The 21,533-nt window shown below is 67.0% G+C and carries 19 protein-coding genes; 16 read left to right on the top strand and 3 right to left on the bottom strand.

Annotated features, from left to right (window positions below; translation table 11 throughout):
• Positions 1 to 6 precede the first annotated feature (6 nt).
• From NM962_07070 to eccE, 15 genes are all read left to right on the top strand, one after another.
• Positions 7 to 1,611, top strand: a complete 1,605-nt coding sequence (locus tag NM962_07070) for a PPE family protein (GenBank protein ID UVO13825.1) — start codon at positions 7 to 9, stop codon at positions 1,609 to 1,611.
• 222 nt (positions 1,612 to 1,833) lie between these two features.
• Positions 1,834 to 2,127, top strand: coding sequence for a type VII secretion protein EsxS (locus NM962_07065; GenBank protein UVO13824.1), 294 nt, complete (start codon positions 1,834 to 1,836; stop codon positions 2,125 to 2,127).
• A 14-nt stretch (positions 2,128 to 2,141) separates the two neighbouring features.
• Positions 2,142 to 2,429, top strand: coding sequence for a WXG100 family type VII secretion target (locus tag NM962_07060; GenBank protein ID UVO13823.1), 288 nt, complete (start codon positions 2,142 to 2,144; stop codon positions 2,427 to 2,429).
• Between the two features lie 97 nt (positions 2,430 to 2,526).
• Entirely contained in the window at positions 2,527 to 3,426 is a 900-nt protein-coding gene (locus NM962_07055; GenBank protein UVO14593.1) for a class I SAM-dependent methyltransferase, read from the top strand.
• Positions 3,427 to 3,699: 273 nt separating this feature from the next.
• On the top strand, positions 3,700 to 5,532 hold the full coding sequence (gene eccA, locus NM962_07050; protein UVO13822.1) for a type VII secretion AAA-ATPase EccA: 1,833 nt from the start codon (positions 3,700 to 3,702) through the stop codon (positions 5,530 to 5,532).
• Entirely contained in the window at positions 5,529 to 7,154 is a 1,626-nt protein-coding gene (eccB, locus tag NM962_07045; protein UVO13821.1) for a type VII secretion protein EccB, read from the top strand. Before eccA ends, eccB begins: the two co-directional genes overlap by 4 nt.
• Positions 7,151 to 11,110, top strand: a complete 3,960-nt coding sequence (eccCa, locus tag NM962_07040; protein UVO13820.1) for a type VII secretion protein EccCa — start codon at positions 7,151 to 7,153, stop codon at positions 11,108 to 11,110. Before eccB ends, eccCa begins: the two co-directional genes overlap by 4 nt.
• Before the next feature lie 31 nt (positions 11,111 to 11,141).
• Positions 11,142 to 11,462, top strand: coding sequence for a PE family protein (locus NM962_07035; GenBank protein ID UVO13819.1), 321 nt, complete (start codon positions 11,142 to 11,144; stop codon positions 11,460 to 11,462).
• Entirely contained in the window at positions 11,462 to 12,892 is a 1,431-nt protein-coding gene (locus tag NM962_07030; protein UVO13818.1) for a PPE family protein, read from the top strand. The genes NM962_07035 and NM962_07030 overlap by 1 nt, the downstream gene beginning before the upstream one ends.
• A 46-nt stretch (positions 12,893 to 12,938) precedes the next feature.
• Positions 12,939 to 13,232, top strand: a complete 294-nt coding sequence (locus NM962_07025; GenBank protein UVO13817.1) for a type VII secretion protein EsxS — start codon at positions 12,939 to 12,941, stop codon at positions 13,230 to 13,232.
• 14 nt (positions 13,233 to 13,246) lie between these two features.
• Entirely contained in the window at positions 13,247 to 13,534 is a 288-nt protein-coding gene (locus NM962_07020) for a WXG100 family type VII secretion target (GenBank protein ID UVO13816.1), read from the top strand.
• A 37-nt stretch (positions 13,535 to 13,571) separates the two neighbouring features.
• Entirely contained in the window at positions 13,572 to 14,453 is an 882-nt protein-coding gene (locus tag NM962_07015) for an ESX secretion-associated protein EspG (protein ID UVO13815.1), read from the top strand.
• A gap of 73 nt (positions 14,454 to 14,526) precedes the next feature.
• Entirely contained in the window at positions 14,527 to 15,942 is a 1,416-nt protein-coding gene (gene eccD / locus NM962_07010) for a type VII secretion integral membrane protein EccD (protein UVO14592.1), read from the top strand.
• Complete coding sequence (gene mycP / locus NM962_07005; protein UVO13814.1) at positions 15,939 to 17,378, top strand: type VII secretion-associated serine protease mycosin; 1,440 nt, start codon at positions 15,939 to 15,941, stop codon at positions 17,376 to 17,378. Before eccD ends, mycP begins: the two co-directional genes overlap by 4 nt.
• Positions 17,375 to 18,346 carry a type VII secretion protein EccE gene (gene eccE, locus NM962_07000; GenBank protein UVO13813.1) on the top strand — a complete coding sequence of 324 codons (972 nt, stop codon included), beginning with the start codon at positions 17,375 to 17,377 and terminating at the stop codon, positions 18,344 to 18,346. The genes mycP and eccE overlap by 4 nt, the downstream gene beginning before the upstream one ends.
• A gap of 11 nt (positions 18,347 to 18,357) precedes the next feature.
• Here the strand turns inward: eccE and NM962_06995 are convergent, their stop codons facing one another.
• Genes NM962_06995 through bluB form a run of 3 tightly spaced genes read right to left on the bottom strand, consistent with a single transcriptional unit; the run spans position 18,358 to position 21,194 of the window.
• Positions 18,358 to 19,551, bottom strand: a complete 1,194-nt coding sequence (locus NM962_06995) for a prolyl oligopeptidase family serine peptidase (protein UVO13812.1) — start codon at positions 19,549 to 19,551, stop codon at positions 18,358 to 18,360.
• Between the two features lie 57 nt (positions 19,552 to 19,608).
• Positions 19,609 to 20,508, bottom strand: a complete 900-nt coding sequence (locus NM962_06990) for an amidohydrolase (GenBank protein UVO13811.1) — start codon at positions 20,506 to 20,508, stop codon at positions 19,609 to 19,611.
• Positions 20,505 to 21,194: a 5,6-dimethylbenzimidazole synthase gene (bluB, locus tag NM962_06985; protein ID UVO13810.1), complete on the bottom strand. Its 690-nt coding sequence runs from the start codon at positions 21,192 to 21,194 to the stop codon at positions 20,505 to 20,507. The genes NM962_06990 and bluB overlap by 4 nt, the downstream gene beginning before the upstream one ends.
• Between bluB and NM962_06980 the strand changes: the two genes are divergently transcribed.
• The gene (locus NM962_06980) at positions 21,193 to 21,531 is read left to right on the top strand and encodes a hypothetical protein (GenBank protein UVO13809.1); all 339 of its coding nucleotides are present in this window, start codon (positions 21,193 to 21,195) and stop codon (positions 21,529 to 21,531) included. The two genes, bluB and NM962_06980, sit on opposite strands and share 2 nt — an antisense overlap.
• Positions 21,532 to 21,533: the final 2 nt, after the last annotated feature.

The following is a 21,533-nucleotide window of genomic DNA, read 5'->3' as shown; positions in this document are numbered from 1 at the left end:
GTGCTGATGTCGGCCTCCGCCGCCTGGATGGCGGCCCCGCCGGAGGTGCATTCGGCGATGCTGAGCACCGGGCCGGGGCCGGGGCCGCTGCTGGCCGCGTCGGCGGCCTGGGCGACGTTGAGTAGCGAATACCTCAGTGCTGCAAGCAATCTCACTGCCGTTCTCGGCGATTCCCAACAGATCTGGGCCGGCCCGACCGCCGAAGCGTATACGGCAGCGCATCTGCCCTATGTGGCTTGGCTGCAGCTGGCCGGCACGCTCAGCGCCCGGACCGCCGCCCAGCACCAGGTGATCGCCTCGGCCTACAGCAGTGCCCTGGCGGCCATGCCGACCCTCGCCGAGTTGGCCGCCAACCACGCCACCCATGCGGTGCTGGTGGCCACCAATTTCTTCGGGATCAACACTGTGCCGATCGCGGTCAATGAGGCCGATTACGCGCGGATGTGGACCCAGGCCGCCACTGTCATGAGTGCCTACCAAGCGACCGCCGAGACTGCGCGCAGCTTGGGACACTCCAGCGGCAGCGCACCAGCGGGGGCGGCAGCGGCCGGAGACGGTACCGGTGGTGGCGGTGGCGGGGGAGGCAACGGCGGTAACAGCGGCAGCGGTGGCGGATCCTTCGACCTGCCCACGCCGGCCGAGATCTGGCAGATGCTCTTCGGCTCCGACGGTCAGCAGGTGCCCGGACAAGGTCAGCCGAACTGGAGTCCCGCGGAATTCCTGCAGAACCTGTCCAATTTCGTCAACGGCAACGACAAGGCGCTGGCCTGGCTGCAGCAGAACTTCCAAGGCGTGCTGACTCCCGCCCAGTGGTGGCAGCTGACGAGTTACTTCGTCGCCTGGCAGACCTACCGCGCCGTCAACTGGACACTGCGCAGCCTGCGCTTCCTGCTGCAGCTGTCTCCACTGCTCGCGGGCGTCGGGCTGAACTTGGCGATCGGCAGCCTGGCGGCACTGGCACCGCCGACCGGCCTGGCCGGGTTGGCGGGGCTGGCCGGTATTCCCGCACCGGCGGTGCCGGCGGCGGTACCGGCCGCCCCGGTTGCGATGCCACCGGTCATCCCTGGTGGCGCGCCGGCGCCGAACCCTGCGACGGTGCCGGCTTCGGCAGCGCCTGCAGCCCCGGCGGCGACATTGCCCGCCCCCGCTGCCTCCGCCGGCCCCGGACCGCCACCACCGGCGGCGCCCCCGTTGATCGGCACCGAGGGCACGTTCCACAGCTACCTGGTGGGCTGGCTTCCCTCGTCGCACAGCGCTGCCGGCAGTGCGGGCGTGAAATCGGCCCGGCCCGCCGCCGGTGTTGCGGCCGCTGCGGCGGTTGGTGAAGCGGCGACCGGCGCGACGCGCCATGGCGGCCGTCGGCGCGGCAGGTTGATCGACCCCGGCTATCGCTACGAATACCTCGAGGACGACGACCCGGCTCCCGACCAGGCCCCACCGCCGAAGCTCCGCCCCAGCGCAGCCGGCTTCACGGGGACGCTCGGCAAGACCGGGTTGGCGCGTGCCGCCGGTCTGGCGGACCTGATCGGAGACGAGTACGGCGGAGGCCCCAGCCTCCCGATGCTGCCCACGTCCTGGGAACCGCAGGTCGGGAGCTCGCCGACCGAATAGAAGTTAATCCGTATTCGCGGCTGTTAATCCAATTAAAGGTTCGTAGAACGAGGTAAATGACGTAACATTGTTCCTCAGTTATTGACTGGACTGACTCCGCCGGCGCTGTTGTCCGGGAGTGCTGTGGCCGCTCTCAACGATGCGAGCAACGGGCGGTCGTGGCCTCGATGGAACCGGAACGGCGTGGGCTGCGACTAATCGGTAGTTGAGAGGAGTGCGGGGATGAGTTTGTTGGATGCGCATATTCCGCAGTTGGTGGCGTCGGAGTCGGCGTTTGGTGCCAAGGCGGCGTTGATGCGGTCGACGATGGCGCAGGCGGAGCAGGCGGCGATGTCGGCGCAGGCGTTTCATGTGGGTGAGGCGGCTGCGGCGTTTCAGGGGTCGCATGCGCGGTTTGTGGCGATGGCGGCGCGGGTGAATGCGTTGCTGGATATGGCGCAGGTGAATCTGGCGGATGCCGGTTCGACGTATGTGGCGGCTGATGCGGCTGCGGCTTCTGGTTACACCGGGGTTTAGGGAGGGTTTGTCTGATGTCGCAGATTATGTACAACTACCCGGCGATGTTGGCCCATGCGGCTGAGATGAATGGGTATGCGGGCACGTTGCAGGCTGTGGGTGCTGATATTGCCAGTGAGCAGGGGGCGTTGTCGGCGGCGTGGCAGGGCGATACGGGTATGACGTATCAGGCGTGGCAGGCGCAGTGGAATCAGGCGATGGAGGAGTTGGTGCTTGCCTATCGTGCGATGGCCTCCACGCATGAGACCAACACCTTGATGATGAATGCGCGCGACACCGCCGAAGCCGCCAAGTGGGGCTGACAGAGCGCAAGCTCTGGCCCGTTGGGGCGGGTTTCGCTGGCATTGTTTGGGCAGTCCACCGTGCGCGCCCCGGCGTAGGGTCCGTGGAATGCCTCTAATGCGTAGTGACGGTGACAGCTGGGACATCACCACGAGCGTCGGTTCGACGGCCTTGTTCGTGGCCGCCGCCCGGGCCCTGGAAGCCGCCAAACCCGATCCGGTTGCAGTCGATCCGTATGCGGAGCTGTTCTGCCGGGCGGCCGGCGGGGACTGGGCGGCCGTGCTGGACGGCAACCTGCCCGACCACGAGCTGCTGTCCAGCGAATTCGGGCAGCACTTCGTCAATTTCCAGGGTGCACGCACCCGCTACTTCGACGACTACTTCAACGGAGTCGCAGAGGCCGGGGTGCGCCAGGTCGTGATGCTGGCGGCCGGACTGGACTCCCGTGCATTCCGGTTGTCCTGGCCGGATGCAACGACGATCTTCGAATTGGACCAGCCGCAAGTGCTCGGCTTCAAGAGCTATGTGTTGTCGCAGCGCGGCATCCGTCCCACGGCCGAACGCCGCGAGGTCGCCGTCGACCTGCGCGAGGATTGGCCCCAGGCGCTGCGTGACGCCGGCTTCGACCCGACCCGGCCCTCGGCATGGATCGCCGAGGGCCTGCTGATCTACCTGCCCGCCATTGCTCAGGAGCAGCTGTTCTCCGGTATCGATGGCCTGGCTGCTTCGGGCAGCCACGTCGCGGTTGAGGACGGCACCCCGATGCCCCAGGACGCGTATGAAGCCGCGGTTGCGGCCGAAGTCGAGGCAGGCGACGACACCCGCATCTTCCATCGGCTGGTCTACAACGAGCAACACGCTCCCGCGGATCAGTGGTTCGGTGCGCGGGGCTGGACCGCGACGGTGACTCCGTTGGCCGATTGCCTGCGCCAGTTGGGCCGCTCCGTTCCTGAGCCGGACACCCCGGCCGGTCAGATGATCCAGCGGAACTCGTTGATGTGGGCAGTCAAGAGGTAGCTGCGGCCCGTGGCCGCCGCCGGGAACCGCTGTGGAAGACGAACCCCGCATGGGGTAGCGTGCGGGACAATCGAAAATGATTTTCAATAAGGAGTCGGTGATGAGTTGGGACGACGTCGGCGCGTCAACGTCCAGATCACGGGCCGGAAAACGGTCCACGACAGTGATGGAAGTCGCTCTCCGGCCGTACCGTTCGATCTCGACAGTTAGCTTATGCAATGCTAACTTCAGCCGAGTTGGTTCAGTCAAAAATAGCGAAGGGGCGAGCCACGCATGAACAACGGTGATGCGGCTCTGCTCACCCCGCAACCGCGAGTCGATGAGGAAACCCTCAGCCGGTTTGCCACCTGCTGTCGAGCCCTCGGTCTCGAGGTTTACCAGCGGAAACGCCCTGCGGACCTGACGGCGGCGCGTACTGGTTTCGCGGCGCTCACCCGGGTTGCGCACGAGCAGTGCGACGCCTGGATCGGCCTGGCTGCTGCCGGCGATCAGTCGCCGCGGGTGCTGGCCGCCATCTCGCAGACCGCCGCCGGCGCCGGCGCCCTGCAGCGGCGCCTGGATCTTCAGCAGGGTGCTCTCGGTTTCCACTACGACACCGGGCTCTACTTGAAACTGCGGGCCACCGAAGCCGACGACTTCCACCTCGCCCACGCCGCGCAATTGGCGATGGCTGGCCGATGCGCCGAGGCAAACGCGGTGGTCGCCGAGATCGCCCAGCGGCGTCCCGATTGGAATGACGTGCGGTGGATGGCGATCGCGGTGAACCACCACGCCGGACGCTGGTCGGACATGGTCAAGCTGCTGACCCCTATCGTCAACGACCCCGACCGCGACGAGCTGTTCACGCACGCCGCCAAGATCGCGCTGGGTATCGCATTGGCGCGGCTAGGTATGTATGCGCCGGCCTTGTCGTACCTGGAGGAGCCGGAGGGGCCGATCGCGGTGGCGGCCACCGACGGGGCGTTGGCCAAGGGACTGATCCTGCGGGCCCAAGACGATGAGGAATCCGCGGCCGAAGTGCTGCAGGACCTCTATGCCGCCAACCCGGAGAACGAGCAGGTTCAACATGCCTTGTTGGACCATAGTTTCGGGATCGTCACGACCACCGCGGCTCGGATCGCGGCCCGGACCGACCCCTGGGACCCGGACACGGAGCCGAGCGCCGAAGACTTTGTCGATCCGTCCGCCCACGAGCGCAAGGCCGAACTGCTGGCCGAAGCCGAGCGCGAACTCGGCGAGTTCATCGGGCTCTCCGAGGTCAAGAACCAGGTGCAGCGGCTCAAGAGCTCGGTGGCCATGGAAGTGGTGCGCAAGCAGCACGGGCTGGCCGTCGGCCAGCGCACGCACCACCTGGTCTTCGCCGGGCCTCCCGGGACGGGTAAGACCACCATCGCCCGCGTGGTGGCCAAGATCTACTGCGGCCTGGGGCTGCTGAAGAAAGAGAACATCAAAGAGGTGCACCGTGCCGATCTGATCGGTCAGCACATCGGTGAGACCGAGGCAAAGACCAACGCCATCATCGACAGTGCTCTCGACGGTGTGCTGTTCCTCGATGAGGCATACGCGTTGGTGGCCACCGGCGCCAAGAACGACTTCGGCTTGGTGGCCATCGACACGCTGCTGGCGCGGATGGAGAACGACCGCGACCGGCTGGTGGTGATCGTCGCCGGTTACCGAGCCGACCTGGACCGGTTCCTGGACACCAACGAAGGTCTGCGGTCACGTTTCACCCGCAGCATCGACTTCCCGTCCTACCAGCCCCCGGAGCTGGTCGAAATCGCGCACAAGATGGCCGAGCAGCGCGACAGCCGTTTCGAGCAGTCCGCACTTGAAGACATGCAGGCGCTGTTCGGTCAGCTGGCCGAGGCGACGCACCCCGACGCCAACGGCGTCGCCCGGCGCAGCCTGGACATCGCCGGTAACGGCCGCTTCGTGCGAAACCTGGTCGAACGCTCCGAGGAAGAGCGCGAATTCCGGCTTGACCATTCCGAACAGTCCGGCACCGGGCTGTTCACCGATGAGGAGCTCATGACCATTACGACCGAAGATGTTCGTAACTCGGTGGCACCGTTGCTGCGTGGCCTGGGCCTGGAGGCCAAGGCATGAGCGCGGCTCAGCCCGACCGGTCCGATGACGAGCGGCGCTCGTTCGCCTCGCGTACCCCGGTCAACGAGAATCCCGACCGGGTCGAATACCGGCGTGGCTTCGTCACCAAGCACCAGGTCAGCGGCTGGCGGTTCGTCATGCGGCGGATCGCCTCCGGCGTCGCCCTGCACGACACCCGGATGCTCGTGGAGCCGCTGCGCTCCCAAGCGCGTGCAGTGCTGATGGGCTTGCTGGTGCTGGCCACGGTCGCGGGCGGTTGCTTCGTCTTCACCCTGATCTGGCCCAACAGTGCGGCCAACAACGACCCGGTGCTGGCAGACAAGTCCACCGCCGCGCTGTATGTGCGGGTCGGCGACCAGCTGCACCCGGTGCTGAACCTGACTTCCGCGCGGCTGATCGCCGGTCGGCCGGTCAACCCGACCGTGGTGAAAAGCACTGCGCTGGACAAGTTCGCCCGCGGCAACCTGATCGGCATTCCGGGAGCCCCGGAACGCATGGTGCAGAGCAGCGCCCGTGACGCCGATTGGACGGCGTGCGACTCGGTGACCGGTTCGACTGCCGGGGTCACGGTGATCGGCGGGCCGTTGGCCTACAGCGGTTCTCGCGCCGGTGCGCTGGACGCGCAGCATGCGGTGCTGGCCGACAACGGTGCCGGCGCATGGCTGCTGTGGGACGGCAAGCGCAGCCGGATCGACCTGGCCGACCACGCCATCACCGGTGCCCTGGGCCTCGGCGAGCGGGGTTCGGCGGTGCCCACCCCGCGCCCGATTGCGACCGGACTGTTCAACGCGATCCCGGAGGCACCCGCACTGGTTGCGCCGGTGATTCCCGGCGCCGGTGGCAAGCCGGGATACGACCTGCACGTGGCAGCGCCGGTGGGCGCAGTTGTGGCGGCACACTCCCTGGACGGCAACTCCGACGGCACCCTGCGCTACTACGCGGTGCTGGAGGACGGCTTGCAGCCGATTTCTGGTGTGTTGGCGGCGGTGTTGCGTAACACTGATTCGCAGGGTTTGGATCGGCCGCCGGTGTTGGGTGCCGATGATATTGCGCGGTTGCCGGTCTCGCGGCAGTTGGATGTGTCGCGTTTTCCGGAGCAGCCGGTCAAGGTGGTTGATGCGGTGTCGGCGCCGGTGACGTGCGCATACTGGAGTAAGCCTGCTGGGGCGAGTACGAGTTCGTTGACGTTGTTGTCGGGTTCGACACTGCCGCTGCGTGAGGGTGTGCGCACCTTGGATCTGGTGGGCGCGGGAGTGGGCGGGACCGCCGCACGCGTCGCGTTGGCCCCGGGATCAGGCTACTTCGCTCAGAGTGTCAACAGTGACCCGGCGGCCAACGCCAGTGTGGGCCCGCTGTTCTGGATCTCCGACACCGGTGTGCGGTATGGCATCAACACCGAGGCCGGCACCACTGGCGGCGACGGAGACACCATCACCGCGCTCGGCCTAAGTGAGCCGGCGTTGCCGATTCCGTGGTCGGTGTTGTCGCAGTTCGCCCTTGGACCCACTTTGTCGCGGAGTGATGCGTTGTTGGCGCATGACGGGTTGGCGCCGGATCAACGGCCGGGCCGCCGTGCCACCGCTGAGCTGGGTACCGGATCTAACGGGGGAGAGACCCGATGAGTCGTTTGATTTTTGAGGCCCGTCGTCGGCTGCCGGTTCCGCCCACGGATAAGGGCACGATCACTATTGAGCCGCCGCCGGAGTTGCCGCGGTTGGTTCCGGCGTCGTTTTTGCAGCGCGCGTTGCCGGTAGTGATCGTGATCCTGATCGTGGGCATGGTGATTGCCATGGTTGCGACGGGGATGCGGCTGGTGTCGCCGGTGATGTTGTTCTTCCCGTTTGCGTTGTTGGTGGCCGCGGCCGGGATTTATCGGGGTGGGGACAAGAAGGCCCGCACGGTTGAGGTGGATGCCGAGCGGGCGGACTATCTGCGGTATTTGTCGGTGGTCCGCGACAACATTCGCGGTGCTGCGGCTAAGCAGCGGGCGGCCGCGGAGTGGTCGCATCCGGATCCGGTGGATTTGGTGGCGGTGCCGGGTTCGCGGCGCCAGTGGGAACGCGACCCCCATGATGAGGATTTCTTGGTGGTGCGCACGGGGCGGCATGTGGTGCCGTTGGCCAGTGCGGTGCGGGTGACTGACACTGCCGATGAGATTGATTTGGAGCCGGTGTCGCACAGTGCATTGCGCAGCCTGCTCGATACCCAGCGGACGGTGCGTGATGTTCCGGTGGGTGTGGATGTGACGAAGCTGTCGCGGGTCACCGTGCTCGGCGAGGGCGACAACGCGGCAGACGAGGTACGCGCTGCGGTGCGGGCGTGGGTGGCGCAGGCGGTGACGTGGCACGACCCGACCATGCTGGGGGTGGCGTTGGCGTCACCGGAGTTGGAGTCGTCGGCATGGTCGTGGTTGAAGTGGTTGCCGCATACCGATATCGCTGGCCAGGTCGATGGGGTGGGCCCGGCCCGCTATTTGGCGACCAGTGCTGAGGAACTCAGTGGGTTGTTGGCCCCGGTGCTGGCAGCCCGCCCACCGTTTACCGGCGAGGCCGGTGAGACGGGCCGGCATTTGTTGGTGATCATCGATGACCCCGACTTTGATGTGGCGGCTTCGGTGTTGGGCGCTGCCCGCGCCGGAGTGACCATCATCGCCCGTAGTGCAGTGGCCCCGAACCGGGAGCAGTATTCCGATCCCGAACGCCCGATCCTGCGGATCACCGCGGGCGGGGGTGCTATTGATCGCTGGCAGTCGGGGGGTTGGCAGCGTTATGTCGATGCCGCTGATTCGTTGGGGGCTGCTGAGGCTGCGCATCTGGCGCGCCGGCTCTCGCGCTGGGATTCCAACCCGACGCATGCCGGGTTGCGGTCGGCCGGCACCCGTGGCGCGACGTTCACCACGCTGCTCGGTATCAATGATGCGTCCCGGTTGGATGTTCCGGCGTTGTGGGCGCCACGCACCCGGGATGAGGAGTTGCGGGTCCCGATCGGGGTGACCGCGACCGGGGAGCCGTTGTTCTTCGATCTCAAGGACGAGGCCGAGGGCGGCATGGGCCCGCATGGGTTGATGATCGGCATGACCGGGTCGGGTAAGTCCCAGACCCTGATGGCGATCTTGTTGTCGTTGTTGACGACGCATTCGGCGGATCGGTTGATCGTGATCTACGCCGACTTCAAGGGGGAGGCCGGCGCCGACATCTTCCGGCACTTCCCGCAGGTCGTTGCGGTGATCTCGAACATGGCCGAAAAGAAATCGTTGGCGGATCGGTTCGCCGACACCCTGCGCGGTGAAGTGGCGCGCCGCGAGTTGTTGCTGCGTGAGGCGGGCCGGCGGGTCCAGGGCAGTGCGTTTAACTCGGTGACCGAGTATGAGGCCGCGATCGCTGCCGGGCATGATCTGGCGCCGATCCCGACGCTGTTCATCGTGGCTGATGAGTTCACGTTGATGTTGGCCGATCATCCCGAGTACGCCGAGCTGTTCGACTACGTGGCCCGCAAGGGGCGTTCGTTCCGCATCCACATTCTGTTTGCGTCGCAGACCTTGGATGTCGGCAAGATCAAAGACATCGACAAGAACACCTCGTATCGGATCGGGTTGAAAGTCGCTTCTCCGAGTGTGTCTCGCCAGATCATCGGGGTCGAAGACGCCTATCACATCGAATCGGGCAAAGAACACAAAGGTGAGGGCTTTTTGGTGCCCGCCCCGGGGGCCGCACCGATCAAGTTCCGCTCCACCTATGTCGACGGGATCTATGACCCGCCGCGCCAGTCACGGGCGGTGGTGATGCACGCGATGCCCGAACCGAAGTTGTTCACCGCGGGTGCAGTCGATGCGGGGCAGGAAACGACGATCGTGGAGGTCGAGGAGGAGACCCTGGGTGCGCCGCGCAAGCTGATCGCCACGATCGGGGATCAGTTGGCGAACTACGGCCCGCAGGCTCCGGCGTTGTGGTTGGCGCCGCTGGATGAGCCGATCCCGCTCGCGGTCACGTTGGCCGGTGCCGGGATCAGCGAGCGGCAGTTGCGGTGGCCGTTGGGTGAGATCGACAAGCCGTTTGAGATGCGGCGTGACCCGCTGGTCTTCGATGCCCGCTCCGCTAGTGGGAACCTGCTGATTCACGGTGGCCCCAAGTCGGGCAAAACCACGGCGTTGCAGACGTTCATTTTGTCGGCGGCTGCGTTGCATTCTCCGCGGGAGGTCAGTTTCTACTGCCTCGATTACGGCGGCGGGCAGTTGCGGGCCCTGGAAGGTTTGGCGCATGTGGGCAGTGTGGCCTCGGGTTTGGAGCCTGAGCGGATCCGGCGCACCTTCGGGGAACTCGAACAACTGTTGACCGCACGTCAGCAGCGTGAAGCGTTCCGCGATGGCAGCATCGGCTCCCTCAACGACGGCTACGGCGAAGTGTTTTTGGTGATCGACAACCTGTATGCCTTCAGCCGCGACAACACTGATGCGTTCAACACCCGTAACCCGTTGCTGGCCAAGGTCACCGAACTGGTCAACGTCGGGCTGGCCTACGGCATCCACGTCGTGGTCACCACCCCCAGCTGGCTGGAAGTCCCGTTGGCCATGCGCGATGGCCTCGGCCTGCGCCTAGAGCTCAAGCTGCACGATGCTCGCGACAGCAACGTACGTGTCGCCGGAGCCCTCACCCGTCCGGCTGAAGCGGTGCCGGCCAATCAGCCCGGTCGTGGTCTGACGATGGCCGCCGAGCACTTCTTGATCGCCCAACCCGATCTGTCCCAGATCGAGGCGATCAACGCCCGGCACCCGGGGTTGGCCGCACCGCCGGTGCGGTTGTTGCCGACCAACCTGGCTCCCGAAGAAGTGGGCGTCGTCTATCCCGCGGTCGATCATGTGGTCATCGGGGTGCGCGAAGAGGACCTGGCGCCAGTGGAGGTGGACTTCACCGCCAACCCGCTGCTGCTGGTCCTCGGAGATGCCAAGTCGGGTAAAACCACCCTGCTGCGCCACATCATCCGCACCGTGCGCGATCACTCCACCGCCGATCAGGTGGCGTTCACCGTGCTCGATCGGCGCCTGCACCTCGTCGATGAGCCGCTGTATCCGGACAACGAGTACACCGCGAATGTGGATCGGGTCATCCCAGCGATGCTCGGGTTGTCGGCGTTGATCGGATCACGGCGCCCCCCCGCAGGATTGTCGGCGGCGGATCTGGCCGGGTGGAGCTATGAGGGCCACACCCACTACCTGATCATCGACGATGTCGATGCCATCCCCGACACCCCAGCCCTGACCGGCCCGTATGCGGGGCAGCGGCCGTGGACCACCCTGATCGAGTTGCTGTCGCAAGCAGGCGATCTCGGACTGCGCGTCATCGTCACCGGCCGCGCCACCGGCTCAGCACACGCGTTGATGACCAACCCGCTCCTGCGGCGGCTCAACGACCTGCAGGCCACCACTCTGATGCTGTCGGGCAACCCCGCCGACAGCGGCAAAATCCGCGGCCAACGCTTCGCACGCCTCCCCGCAGGACGCGCAATCCTGCTCGCCGACAACGACGAACCCACCTACCTACAACTGGTCAACCCGTCATTCAGCGAAAGTCTGACGCGCTGACGCGTATCGAATTACGGAAGGGGAAATTGTCATGACGCTCAATGTGGTTCCGGAAGGTCTCGCCGCCGCCAGTGCAGCGGTCGAGGCATTGACCGCCCGTCTGGCGGCGGCGCAGGCCAGCGCCGCGCCGTTGATCACCGCGGTGGTTCCGCCGGCGGCGGATCCGGTGTCGCTGCAGACCGCTGCCGGTTTCAGCGCGCAGGGCAGTGAGCATGCCGCGGTGGCCGCTCAGGGCGCCACCGAGTTGGGCCGCGCCGGTGTCGGTGTCGGTGAGTCTGGTATCAACTACGCCGCCGGTGACGCAGCCGGTGCGACCACCTATTTCGGCGGCCTTCGGGGCGGCGCCGGCTGATGATTTCCGCCCCGGTCTGGATCGCCTCCCCGCCGGAGGTGCATTCAGCATTGCTGAGCAGCGGCCCCGGAGCGGGTCCGTTGTTGTCGGCTGCCGGGGCGTGGAATTCACTGAGCGTCGAGTACGCCTCAGTGGCAGACGAACTCACCGCAGTGCTCGGTGCAGTGCAGACCAGCTCATGGCAGGGACCCAGCGCCGAGCAGTACGTGGCCGCGCACGCGCCCTACCTGGCGTGGCTGGGCCAGGCCAGCGCGGACAGCGCCGGGGTAGCGGCGCAGCATGAGGTGGCCGCCACGGCGTACACCAGCGCACTGGCGTCGATGCCGACACTGGCCGAATTGGCCACCAATCACATGACGCACGGGGTGCTGGTCTCCACCAACTTCTTCGGGATCAACACGATCCCGATCGCGCTCAACGAAGCAGACTATGTCCGGATGTGGATCCAGGCGGCCACCACCATGAGCACCTATCACGCAGTGTCCGGTGCGGCCCTGGCGTCGGCGCCACGCTCGGTGGAAGCACCGCCGGTGGTCAAGTCTGATTCGGCGCTGCCCGCCGACGACACCTCCTCAGGCACCGGGGATTTCTGGACGGACTTGTGGAACCAGCTGGTCCGGCTCTTCGAAGATCCGATCGGAACCATCAAGGCCATGCTCGCCAACCCGTCGGCCTGGTTCCCGCTGTTGTTCTTCATCGCCTACGAGGCGTTCTTCATCCCCTTCGGCTATACGTTCTGGTCGGTATTGCTCAGCTCGCCGTTTCTCTTGATGGGGATCGCAATCGGCGTGGTGAACGCGCTGTTGGCGGACGACATGGGGGAGCCGGTACCTGCCGCCGTAAAGCCGCCACCAGTCATGGTGCGCGGCGAACAGGCCCTCCCGCTGCCCGCGGCGGTGGGCGTCGGATCGGGCACGGTTCCGGCTGCGGGCGGCCCGGCAGTCAGTGGTGCACCGGCAGCGGGCGCGGCCCCAGGCGCGGTCCCCGGAACCCCGCTGCTCGCCTATTTGGTTGCGGGAGCACACCCCGGGAACAGCTTCGGTCCGACCCTGACCGATCGGGAACGCGGAAAGGCTCCCGCGGAAGGTATCCCCGCGGCCGCGGCGGGAGTGCGGTCGGCGACCCGCGAGAGTGCCCGGGCGCGACGCCGCAAGCGTGCGGTCATGCGCGACCATGCCGACGAATTCATGGATCTGGATTCGGGCCCCATCAGCGGCCCGGCCGACGCTGCTGCGGTGGGTTCGGATCGGGGAGCCGGCGGCCTGGGCTTCACCGGGACGGTAGGTAAGCGCGGTACCGCAACGGCGTCGGGCCTCGCCACGATGGCCGGCGACGGGTTCGGTCGCGGGCCAAGTATGCCGATGTTGCCCGATACCTGGGGTAACAACGAGGGCGTTGACCCGGAACGGGAACCGGAGTCGACGGAATGACGACCAAGAAATCAGAAGAAGTAACAGTGAAGAAAGGAGTGCAGCGATGAGTATGTTGGATGCGCATATTCCGCAGTTGGTGGCGTCGGAGTCGGCGTTTGGTGCCAAGGCGGCGTTGATGCGGTCGACGATGGCGCAGGCGGAGCAGGCGGCGATGTCGGCGCAGGCGTTTCATGTGGGTGAGGCGGCTGCGGCGTTTCAGGGGTCGCATGCGCGGTTTGTGGCGATGGCGGCGCGGGTGAATGCGTTGCTGGATATGGCGCAGGTGAATCTGGCGGATGCCGGTTCGACGTATGTGGCGGCTGATGCGGCTGCGGCTTCTGGTTACACCGGGGTTTAGGGAGGGTTTGTCTGATGTCGCAGATTATGTACAACTACCCGGCGATGTTGGCCCATGCGGCTGAGATGAATGGGTATGCGGGCACGTTGCAGGCTGTGGGTGCTGATATTGCCAGTGAGCAGGCGGCGTTGTCGGCGGCGTGGCAGGGCGATACGGGTATGACGTATCAGGCGTGGCAGGCGCAGTGGAATCAGGCGATGGAGGAGTTGGTGCTTGCCTATCGTGCGATGGCCTCCACGCATGAGACCAACACCTTGATGATGAATGCGCGCGACACCGCCGAAGCCGCCAAGTGGGGCTGACCCCAGTGATCCGCTCGATGAGGGAAGGCAGCTCGCCTTGAACAGGGGTGCTGACCCCAACGCTGCCGAACTAACCGTCGAGCAGGCCTGGTACATCGCGGAAACCGTTGGTGCCGGGTCTTTTCCGTGGGTTTTGGCGATCACCATGCCCTACGTGGACGCCGGGGAGCGGGGCGCGTTCATGGCGCGCCAGCGCGACGAGCTCACCCGGATGGGAGTTGTCTCGCCGGAGGGCACGGTCAATCCGGCCGTGGCCGAATGGATCCGGGTGGTGTGTTTCCCGGACCGGTGGCTGGACCTGCGCTACGTAGGTTCGGCTGCCGGCGGGACCCCCGAGATGTTGCGTGGCATCGTTGCGCGCCGCGACCAGAACACCGGTAAACCCGGACGGACGGTGGTGGCACTGCGCAATGCGCAACTGGTCACGTTCACCGTGATGGACATCGACGACCCGCGCCTGCTGGTCCCGGTGCTTGGAGCGGGCCTGCGGCAGCGCCCACCGGCCCGGTTCGACGAGTTCACCTTGCCGGCCCGGGTCGGTGCGCGCGCTGACGAGCGACTGCGCGCCGGTGCCCCGCTCGCCGAAGTGCTTGACTACCTCGGTATTCCGGTCTCAGCGCGGCCGATCGTGGAGTCGGTGTTCACCGGACCGCGTCACTACGTCGAGGTCGTCGCGGGATGCGCGCGAGACGGTCGGCATACCACCACCGAAGTCGGGATGAGCTTGGTCGACGCCGATGCGGGCCGCATCCTGGTCACCCCGTCGCAGGCCTTCGACGGCGAGTGGGTATCGACCTTCCGGCCTGGAACCGACTTTGCGACTGCCGTCGCGATAGAACAATTGACCGCCACCCTGCCCGAGGGCACCTGGTTCCCCGGTCAGCGCCTGTCCAGAGATTTCACCACCCAGCTGTCCTAGAACAGCAAATAGAACGCCAAAAGAACGTCCGCGCAGAGAAGAATAGGGAACACCAATGACCGAAGCCCCGGTGCTGACCAGCGCCGTCATGCCGATTGTCCGCATCGCGGTCCTGGCCGACAGTCGGCTGACCGAGATCGCCGTCCCCGCGGAGTTGCCGCTGCGCGAAATCCTGCCGGCGGTGCAACGCTTGGTGGCCCCGGACGCCGGCGATGACGCCGAACCGGGTACCGCTGCCACGACGCGGCTGAGCCTGGCGCCGGTCGGTGGTGCACCGTTCAGCCTGGACGCGAGCCTGGACACCGTCGGGGTCGTGGACGGCGACCTGCTGGCCCTGCGCCCGGTGCCGGTCGGCCCGGCCGCCCCCGGCATCGTCGAGGACATCGCCGACGCCGCCGTCATCTTCTCGGCTTCTCGGCGTAAGCCCTGGGGAGCCAAGCACATTCAACGTGCGGCATTGGCCGCCGGGACCGGGCTGGTCTTCGCCGCTACCGGGCTTGCGGCCGCGCACCGTGCGCTGACCGGCGAACCTGCCGGCCTGTTCGCGGCCGGGGCTATCGCCCTGCTCACGGTGCTCGCTGCGCTGCTGTGCCGGACGCGCTCGGCCGAAGCCGCACTGACCCTGTCGATTGCGGCGCTGGTACCGCTCGCCGCGGTGGGCACGCTGGCGGTGCCCGGGGTGTTCAGTCCGGCGCACGTGGTGCTGGGTGCGGCCGCGGTCAGCGCGTGGTCGCTGATCTGTCTGATCTTGCCGCCGGGCGGTCGTGGCGAGCGCGGGATCGCGTTCTTCACCGCCTCGGTGGTCGTGGGTGTCGGGGTGTTGGCGGCGGCTGCCGTCAAGACCTTCTGGGAGCTGCCGTTCGTCACGCTGGGCTCCGGCCTGATCACCGCGTCTCTGCTGCTGACCGTTGCCGCGCCGCAGGTTTCGGCGTTGTGGGCTCGGCTGCCGTTGCCGGTGATCCCGGCGCCGGGCGACCCGACGCCGTCGGCGCTGCCGGAGAGCGTGCTTGCCGACCTGCCTCGCCGGGTCCGCGTCACTGACGCCCACCAGACCGGCTTCATCGCCGGCTCGGTACTACTCGCTGTGCTCGGTTCGGTTGCTATCGCCTTTGCGCCCGAGGGGCTTTCGGGTTGGGCGTGGTATGTGGTCGCGGGCATCGCGGTGGCTTCGGTACTGCGGGCCCGGGTGTGGGATTCGGCGTGGTGCAAGGCCTGGCTGCTGGCCGAGCCGCACCTGACGGCGATTGCCCTGCTGGTCGGTTACACGGCCACCGGCCGATACGCCGCCGCCTTCGGCGCGGTGCTGGTGCTGGCGGCCTTGGTGGCGGTGTGGGCAGTGGTCTCCTTGAGCCCGTCCGTGGCGTCACCGGACAGCTATTCGCTGCCGGTGCGCCGCCTGGTGGGCTTCCTGGCTTCCGGTGTCGACGCCACGCTGATCCCGGTCATGGCCTACCTGGTCGGTATTTTCGCCTGGGTTCTGTCTCGATGATCGTTGCCGAAAAGCACAGTCGGGGCCGATCGGTGGTCGGCGGCTTCCGGGGGGCCGGGATCGCAGTACTGGCAGCATTGCTGACCAGCGCGCCGGCGATGGCGATCACCCCGCCGACGGTCGACCCGACTGTGCCACCGCCCAGCGGAGCACCCGGCCCCGTCGCGACGATGGAACAGCACGGCGACTGCGCCAGTTCGGGATTGATGCCCGGCAGCAACCTGAGCGCCGCTACGGCGGGACAGCGGATGCTCGATCTGCCCACTGCGTGGCAGTTCTCCCGCGGAGAAGGTCAGATGGTGGCCGTCATCGACACCGGTGTACGGCCGGGTCCGCGCCTTGGCGCGGTGGAGTCGGGCGGCGACTACATCGGGACTACCGACGGGCTGACCGACTGCGACGGGCACGGAACCCTGGTTGCCGGGATCATCGCGGGCCTGCCCGCGTCAGATGGGTCGGACGGCTTCACTGGTGTGGCCCCGGCGGCCCGACTGCTGTCACTGCGGACCGCCTCGGCGACGATCTCGCCGCGACTGGGCGGAGACGACCCACGGGCAACGCGGGTGATCACCGACATCACCGCACTGTCGCGGGCCATCGTGCACGCCGCCGACCTCGGTGCGCGGGTCATCACCATCTCCACCACCACTTGCCTTCCGGCCGACCGCAACGTCGATCAGACGGCGCTGGGCGCGGCCCTGCGCTACGCGGCGGTGGAAAAGGACGCGCTGATCGTGGCGGCCGCCGGCGACGCTGGCCAGACCGGATCGGTCGGCGGCGGCGGGGAAGCGTGCGAGTCCAATCCGCTCACCGACCTGAGCCGCCCGCAGGACCCGCGCAACTGGGCCGGGGTGACGTCCCTGTCGGTGCCATCGTGGTGGCACCCCTACGTGCTGTCGGTGGCCTCGCTGTCGTCGAGCGGCCGACCCTCCGGATTCACCATGGCCGGACCGTGGGTCGGCGTGGCCGCCCCCGGCGAGGACATCGTCTCGGTGAGCAATCGCGAAGACGGCGGACTGGCCAACGCGCTGCCCGGCAACCAAGGTCGGCTGGTGCCGCTCAGTGGCACCGGCTACGCCGCCGGATATGTGGCCGGCGTGGCCGCCCTGGTCCGCAGTCGTTACCCCGATCTGAACGCGATGCAGGTCGCGCACCGGATCGTCTCCACCGCCCACAACTCCGCGCGCGCACCATCCGATCTGGTGGGCGCCGGAACGATCGACCCGGTGGCCGCCCTGACCTGGGAACTGCCCCCGGCTGCGGACCCGGCTGCCTCATCCGCGAAGAAGATCACTCCACCCCCGGCGCCGCAACCCGAGGACCCGGCGCCGCGGATCGTGGCCTTCGCCGGAACCGCGCTACTGGCCGGGTTGGTCGTCGCCGTCGCCACTGGCGCCGCGGCGGCCGCTCGCCGACGAAAGGAAAACCAGCTGTGAGCACGCACCGAACCACCGTTCCCCGGCCCGGGCCGGCCCGAATCGCCTTGGTGCTGTTGGCCGCCACGCCCGCGGTGATGGCGAACCCCTGGGAGACCGCCGCGCAGCGCTGGGCACTCGCCGTGGGCATCATCGTGACGATCCTGCTGCTCGGCTGGTGGCGCGGCCTGCACTTCACCACGATCGCACGCCGCCGGTTGTCGATGCTGCGCTCGCGCGGCGGCGCGCACACCGACCGTCGGGACGCTGCCGGCGCACGCGCGACCGCGGCGTTGCGGATCACGGCCTCAGCGGCAGGGAACGCGGTACCGCTGGAGCTGATCGCAAGCTACCTGAACCGGTACGGCCTGCGGGCCGACGCGGTGCGCATCACCAGCCGCGCCAGTGCGGGAACCACCGACACCTGGATCGGCCTAACGTACGCGGCCGCGCCGAACCTGGCTGCATTGCAGGCCCGCTCGGCGTCCATCCCGCTGCAGCGGACCGTCGACATCGCCGCTCGGCGCCTCGCCGACCATCTCCGCGAAATTGGCTGGGACACCGCGATCGTCGCCGACGACGAGATCCCGTCGCTGATCGACGCGGGTTCCCGAGAAGCATGGCGGTCGGTTGTCGACGGCACAGGAGACCACGTCGCCGCCTACCAGGTGGGGATCGACGCGGCGCTGGCCGACACGATCAGCCGAATCCAGGCTGTCAACGCCAACGAGACCTGGACGGTGTTGGAAGTCGCCGAAGCGGACGGCCAGCAGACTGTGGCTGCGGCCTGTGCGCTGCGTACCGGCTCCGCACCCGATGGTGGCGCCCCGCTGGTCGGGCTGCTGCCGCAGCAGGGCAACCACCGCAACGCGCTGCTGGGCCTGCACCCGCTGTCCGGAATCCGGTTGGACGGGCACACCAGGGTGTCTGCCGACGAGCTCGCCGCGCTGCGGTGGCCTGTCACCGGGGCAGCCGCGGCCGCGCGCTAGCGGCTACAGCGCTAGAACATGTAGGGCCGCAGGAATGCGGTCATCCTGCGCAGGTAGGTCGGTTGGCTGACGTGCAGCACATGGTTTCCCGGGAACCAGTGCAGCGCGCACTGATCCCAGTGGTGCCAGAGCATTTCGGACTGCTCCGGCGGTGCCAGCCGATCGCCTAGGCCGGTGATGATCAGTCGCCGTTCCGTGGCCACCAGTGGGGGATAGTTCAGCGGTGAGTGGTAGGCCGTCGCAGCGGTGAAATCGTCGCCGCCGACCTGCCCCAGCCGTTGCCCGCCCTGAAGAACCAGATTGGCCGGAAACCAGTCACGGATCTCCGACTCGACGGAAACCACCGGAACATTCGGGATCACCGCTTGCAGTCGGGGCTCGACGGCAGCCAGCAGGGCGCTGGTGTAGCCGCCCAGCGACAGTCCGGTCAACGCGAAGCGGTCGACGCCGGTGGACTCCAGATAGTCGATCATCGATCGGAAGTCGTAAACCGCCTGGGCCATGGCCTCGGCGAACCCCGACATGCCGTGCGAGAAGTAACCGTATCCGCTGAAGGGGGAATACTTCTCAGCCCGGCGCCCATGGAAGGGCAAGGTGAACAGCGCTACGTCGTACCCGGTTCGATAGAACCACGGCAGCGAGAAGAAGAGCCCGTTGAACAAGTAGGGCGACCCCATGAAGCCGTGGATGACGCACAGTGTCGGTCGTGGCCCGTCGTCATGACGCCAATGCTGAAATCGTGCGGTGTTGTTGTTCCCCAGGGCATTCCACGAGTCGCGCATGTCCGGATTGACCGCTTCGAAACCGCTGCGGAACGAGACGTTCTCGACCGTACCGCGGGCGATGCGCTCCGCGATCGGATTCGCACGTCGCGCCGAGATCCTGGGCAGCTCCGCGGGCGCGGGAAAGGACCGGATCGCGTCGTGGTGTGATGCCAGCTCGGCATAGAACGCCAGCCGTTCCCGCTCCTGGCGTGATTGCTTGCGGCCCACCGCGGTGGTGAGCACCGACGGGATCATCGCCGCGGCAACCATGGAGGCAACAGCGGTACGCAAGCCGATATCAGCGAAGGCGGACGCATCCACGATTGCCTTCTCCCGCAATGACAACTCGTTTCGGTGCGGCAGACCATGTTCGCCGGCATCGGCACCGGGAACATCGGGAATCGGGATGGGCGGGTTGAGCGGGGTGACGTCAGTGCTCACGGTCGCCGGCCTCTCTCGGGTGTTGGTCGCCCTGGCCCTGCGGACCCCGGTGCGACGTCAACCGGATGGTAACTCGATTGCGAACAGCCGCGCGGCATTGTCATGCAGAACCCCACGTAGCCAGGCGTCGTCGATGCCGGGAAGCCCGGAGATTGCGTCCAGCGCCTCCCGGTAGCCGTACGGGATGTTCGGAAAGTCGCTGCCGAACAGGATCCGCTCTCCCGCGGTACGGAGGCGCGGATCGACACCGGTCGGGAACGGCATCAGCTCGTCGACGAACGCGGTGAAAGCCATCGTGGTGTCCAGGTGCACCGCTTCAGATTCCAGGCAGATGTCGAGGAATTCGTCGTACTCAGGCATGCCCATATGCGCGATGATCAACGCCAACCGCGGGTGGCGGCGCAGCAGCCGTCGGACCGGTTCGGGGCCGGTGAAGCGGCCGGGTTGCGGACCGGATCCGCAGTGAATGACGACCGGGATGCCGCAGTCTTCGATCACTCCCCAAACGTCGTCGAGTAGCGGATCGGTCGGGTCATAATCACCGACCTGGATGTGCGCCTTGAAGATTCGTGCTCCAGCATGAATAGCGGCCTTGACGTAGTCGGCCGCGCCGGGCTCCGGGTAGAACGTCGCAGTGGGGAGACAATCCTTTGTGTCGCGGGCGAATTGGGCTGCCCATTGATTGAGCCACGCCGCCATGTCCGGCTTGTGCGGATACACCAGCGAGGTGAACCGGCGTACCCCGAATGCGCGTAGCGTGTCGACGCGCTTGGACTCGTCCATGCGGTAGTTGATGGGCCAAGGCCGGCCGACCATTGGACCGGCCGAGTCGAAGTACTTCCACACCTTGTCCATCACCGACTTGGGCATGAAATGGGTGTGGACGTCGATGATTCCCGGCAGTCCCAACTCCGACCAAACCTGGCGGACGGCACCTGCTTCGTTGGCATGAGTCATGTTGTTTCCCAGGAGTTTTCGGACACGAACTCGCCCAAGGGCTGGCGGTAGGCCCACTCGTCGATCTCTAACGCCGGCCGGTCCGGGAACTGCGGGACGGGGCCCAGGCACAGGATCGCCACGGGTTCGGCATCCGAGGGCATTCCCAGCAGCTGCGCCAGCGGCGCGGGTTCGAACAGTGACACCCAGCCCATGCCCAGCCCCTCGGCGCGCGCGGCCAGCCACAGGTTCTGAATCGCGCAGGACACCGACGCCAGATCCATCTGCGGCAAGGTGCGGCGACCGAAGATGTGCGCCTGCCTGCCGTCTCGCAGCGCCACCACCAACAGCTCGGCGCACTCGCGGATGCCTTCGACCTTCAAGGCCAGGAACTCCTGCTCGCGTCGGCCAAGTGCCTCGGCGGTGCGATGACGCTCCTCGTCGACCAGGGCATGGATCCGCTGCCGAAGGGCGTCGTCGGTGATTCGGACGAACCGCCACGGCTGCATGAGGCCCACACTCGGTGCGGCGTGGGCCGCCGCCAACAGGCGCGCCAGGACACCGGGATCGACCCTGCTGCCGGGCACGAATCGGCGCATGTCACGCCGTTCGGCGATCACCCGGTACACGGCTTGGCGCTCCTGCTCGGTGAACGATGGATCAGCCACGGGATCATGGTAGGAGCCACACGAAGGGACGCTCGTCATGAAACGTTCGCAACTGCTCGACCACTTGTCCTCCGACACGGCCGCAGACGTGGTCTACGGCGAACCGCACCAAACCCCGGACGGCGCGACGGTCATCACCGCGGTACGGGTGACCGCCTCAGGCCCGGACGGTTCGAAGCTAAGCGCGACACCGCTGGGGGTGATGGTGATTCGTGGTGACAAGGCCAAGTGGGTGGCCGCGGTGGATGCGAACCGGATCGCGCTGGTCGGGGTGCTCACCGGGTTACTGTCCGCAGTCATCGCGTCCCTGGCGGTACTGCGCCGCCCGCCTTGGCCTGACCTGCGGTCAGCCGGGGCTCGTACCGAGGGGAACTAAGT

The organism is Mycobacterium sp. SVM_VP21 (assembly GCA_024758765.1).
In the GTDB taxonomy this organism is placed as follows: Bacteria; Actinomycetota; Actinomycetes; order Mycobacteriales; family Mycobacteriaceae; genus Mycobacterium; species Mycobacterium heraklionense_C.
The sequence above is the reverse complement of the archived record's forward strand: the minus strand, read 5'-3'. Positions and strand labels throughout refer to the sequence as shown.

What these genes read in the sequence shown, in the direction of transcription:
- NM962_06980 (UVO13809.1), top strand. Translation starts at nt 21,193, where the DNA reads ATGAAACGTTCGCAACTGCTCGACCACTTGTCCTCCGACACGGCCGCA.
- NM962_07020 (UVO13816.1), top strand. Translation starts at nt 13,247, where the DNA reads ATGTCGCAGATTATGTACAACTACCCGGCGATGTTGGCCCATGCGGCT.
- mycP (UVO13814.1), top strand. Translation starts at nt 15,939, where the DNA reads ATGATCGTTGCCGAAAAGCACAGTCGGGGCCGATCGGTGGTCGGCGGC.
- bluB (UVO13810.1), bottom strand. Translation starts at nt 21,194, where the DNA reads ATGACGAGCGTCCCTTCGTGTGGCTCCTACCATGATCCCGTGGCTGAT.
- NM962_07030 (UVO13818.1), top strand. Translation starts at nt 11,462, where the DNA reads ATGATTTCCGCCCCGGTCTGGATCGCCTCCCCGCCGGAGGTGCATTCA.
- NM962_07055 (UVO14593.1), top strand. Translation starts at nt 2,527, where the DNA reads ATGCGTAGTGACGGTGACAGCTGGGACATCACCACGAGCGTCGGTTCG.
- NM962_06990 (UVO13811.1), bottom strand. Translation starts at nt 20,508, where the DNA reads ATGACTCATGCCAACGAAGCAGGTGCCGTCCGCCAGGTTTGGTCGGAG.
- NM962_07060 (UVO13823.1), top strand. Translation starts at nt 2,142, where the DNA reads ATGTCGCAGATTATGTACAACTACCCGGCGATGTTGGCCCATGCGGCT.
- NM962_07070 (UVO13825.1), top strand. Translation starts at nt 7, where the DNA reads ATGTCGGCCTCCGCCGCCTGGATGGCGGCCCCGCCGGAGGTGCATTCG.
- eccA (UVO13822.1), top strand. Translation starts at nt 3,700, where the DNA reads ATGAACAACGGTGATGCGGCTCTGCTCACCCCGCAACCGCGAGTCGAT.
- NM962_07025 (UVO13817.1), top strand. Translation starts at nt 12,939, where the DNA reads ATGAGTATGTTGGATGCGCATATTCCGCAGTTGGTGGCGTCGGAGTCG.
- eccCa (UVO13820.1), top strand. Translation starts at nt 7,151, where the DNA reads ATGAGTCGTTTGATTTTTGAGGCCCGTCGTCGGCTGCCGGTTCCGCCC.
- eccB (UVO13821.1), top strand. Translation starts at nt 5,529, where the DNA reads ATGAGCGCGGCTCAGCCCGACCGGTCCGATGACGAGCGGCGCTCGTTC.
- NM962_07065 (UVO13824.1), top strand. Translation starts at nt 1,834, where the DNA reads ATGAGTTTGTTGGATGCGCATATTCCGCAGTTGGTGGCGTCGGAGTCG.
- NM962_07035 (UVO13819.1), top strand. Translation starts at nt 11,142, where the DNA reads ATGACGCTCAATGTGGTTCCGGAAGGTCTCGCCGCCGCCAGTGCAGCG.